This window comes from Micromonospora sp. NPDC051296 (assembly GCF_040682255.1).
In the GTDB taxonomy this organism is placed as follows: Bacteria; Actinomycetota; Actinomycetes; order Mycobacteriales; family Micromonosporaceae; genus Micromonospora; species Micromonospora craterilacus.
In genome coordinates this window covers 1-2834 of record NZ_JBFBAO010000565.1, presented here as the reverse complement: position 1 = coordinate 2834, position 2834 = coordinate 1, and the positions used below count along the sequence as shown (strand labels likewise).

Annotated in this window: 1 protein-coding gene; it reads left to right on the top strand. The window is 70.8% G+C overall.

The window, feature by feature from the left end; all coding sequences use genetic code 11:
* Positions 1-2549 (top strand): glycoside hydrolase family 9 protein (locus AB0M52_RS32910; RefSeq protein WP_363961736.1); only part of this gene is annotated, 2549 nt, incomplete at its 5' end.
* Between the last annotated feature and the right edge of the window lie 285 nt (positions 2550-2834).

Below are 2834 nucleotides of genomic sequence, written 5' to 3'. Positions count from 1 at the left end.
TCGCCGCCGCGCTCGCCCTCGCGGTCGGCGTACCCGCGACCGGAGCCGCCGCCGCACCGACCTCCGGGGCCGCCGCCCCCGCCGCCGCGGCGGCGAACTTCAACTACGCGGAGGCGCTGCAGAAGTCCCTGCTGTTCTACGAGGCGCAGCAGTCCGGCCGGTTGCCGGACTGGAACCGGGTCTCGTGGCGCGGTGCCTCGGCCCTGCGCGACGGCGCGGACGTCGGGCTCGACCTCACCGGCGGCTGGTACGACGCCGGCGACCACGTGAAGTTCGGCTTCCCGATGGCATTCAGCGCCACCATGCTCGCCTGGGGCGCGGTCGAGTACCGGGCCGGATACACCGCCTCCGGCCAGCTGACCCATCTGCTGAACAACCTTCGCTACGTCAACGACTACTTCATCAAGGCGCACCCGTCGGCGAACGTCCTCTATGGACAGGTGGGCAAGGGCGACGACGACCACAAGTGGTGGGGGCCGGCCGAGGTGATGCCGATGGCGCGGCCCGCGTACAAGATCGACGCGAGCTGTGGCGGCGCGGACCTGGCGGGAGAGACGGCGGCGGCGATGGCCGCGTCGTCGATGGTCTTCCGGCCCACCGACGCCGCGTACGCCGACCGGCTGCTCACCCACGCGCGGCAGCTCTACACCTTCGCCGACACGGTGCGGCGCAGCTATCACGAGTGCATCACCGACGCGACCAGCTTCTACCGCTCCTGGAGCGGGTGGCAGGACGAACTGGTGTGGGGCGCGATCTGGCTGTACCGGGCCACCGGCGACGCCGCGTACCTGGCCAAGGCGGAGAGCGAGTACGACCGGCTCGGCACCGAACCGCAGACCACCACCCGCTCCTACAAGTGGACCGTCGCCTGGGACAACAAGCAGTTCGGCGCGTACGTGCTGCTGGCCAACCTGACCGGGAAGCAGAAGTACGTCGACGACGCCAACCGGTGGCTGGACTACTGGACCGTCGGGGTCAACGGGGAGCGGGTCCGATACTCGCCCGGCGGCATGGCCGTGCTCGACTCGTGGGGCGCGCTGCGCTACGCCGCCAACACGGCGTTCGCCGCGCTGGTCTACAGCGACAAGATCACCGACACCACCCGCAAGGCGCGCTACCACGACTTCGCCGTCCGGCAGATCAACTACGCGCTCGGCGACAACCCGCGCAACTCCAGCTACGTGATCGGCTTCGGCAACAATCCGCCGCGCAACCCGCACCACCGCACCGCGCACGGCTCCTGGTGGGACAACATGACCGTGCCCACCGAGACCCGGCACACCCTCTACGGCGCGCTGGTCGGCGGACCGTCGTCGCCGAACGACGCGTACACCGACAGCCGGTCGGACTACGTGATGAACGAGGTGGCCACCGACTACAACGCCGGCTTCACCTCCGCGCTGGCCCGGCTGATCCAGGAGTACGGCGGCACCCCGCTGGCCAACTTCCCGGTGCCCGAGCGGCCCGACATCGACGAGTTGACCGTGGAGACCACGGTCATGCAGAACGAGCCACGGGCCACCGGGCTCAAAGTGATGATCTACAACAAGTCGGCGTTCCCGGCGCGGGCGCTGACCGACGCGAAGTTCCGCTACTACTTCCGGCCCGACGGCACCGGCCCGGTGCAGGTCACCCCCGGCTACACCCAGGGCTGCCCGGCACCGACCATTGCCCGCCAGGCCGGCGGTGACCTCTGGTACGTCGAGGTCGACTGCACCGGCTACACCATCGCCCCCGCCGGGCAGTCGCAGCACCGGATGGAGGTGCAGTTCAAGGTCGGCGTACCCGAGGGTGGCACCTGGAATCCGGCGAACGACCCGTCGTACCAGGCGACCGCCGGACCGAACCGCAACGTGCCCCTCTACGCCGGCGGGACCCGGGTGTGGGGTGTCGAGCCCACCCCGGGCACCGAGCCGCCCCCGGGCACCGGCGACACCACTGCGCCGAGCACCCCCGGGCCGCTGACCGCCTCCGCGATCACCTCGACCGGAGCGACGCTGACCTGGGGCCCGTCCACCGACAACGTGGGTGTCACCGGGTACCGGGTCTACCGTGGCCCGGGCGTGGGTGACGTCCTGGTCGCCACGGTCACCGGCACCACGTACGCGGTGACCGGGTTGAGCCCGCAGACCACGTACCAGTTCCACGTGGTGGCGATCGACGCGGCCGGCAACGCCTCGCCGCCCACGGCGAAGGTGTCGCTGACCACCTCGGCGCCGCCGCCGACCTCACCCTGCCGGGTCGACTGGAGCACCAACGACTGGGGCACCGGCTTCACCGCCAACATCACGATCACCAACACCGGCCCGGCGGCGATCAACGGCTGGACGCTGGCCTTCACCTTCCCGACCGCCTCGCAGCGGGTGGGCCAGGGCTGGTCGGCCACCTTCCAGCAGAACGGTACGGCGGTGACCGCGACCAACCTGTCCTACAACGGCACCCTCGCGCCGGGCGCCTCGACCGGCATCGGCTTCAACGGTACGTACACCGGCAGCAACCCCAGGCCGGCGAGCTTCACGCTCAACGGCGCCACCTGCACCGTCTCCTGACAGGTCGGGCAGGATCCGTATCACGCCATCGGGCTGTCGCCTCCACCGCGCGGCACCGCCCTTGCCCTGACGTTGCGCGGATCCTGCCCACCGGCGGCGCGCCAGCGGATGCGTGCACATCCGGTGTTGGCGCGGCCCGCGCGTGCCGGCGGCGTACTCGACTACCGGTCACCATCCGCGCCGCGCCGAGGAGATCTGACCGGTAAATGACCTGTACTGCGACGGGTTTTGGGCAGGCGGGGTTGGCCCGGTGTCGGTCGGTCGGCCGGGTTCGGGGTGTGGGTG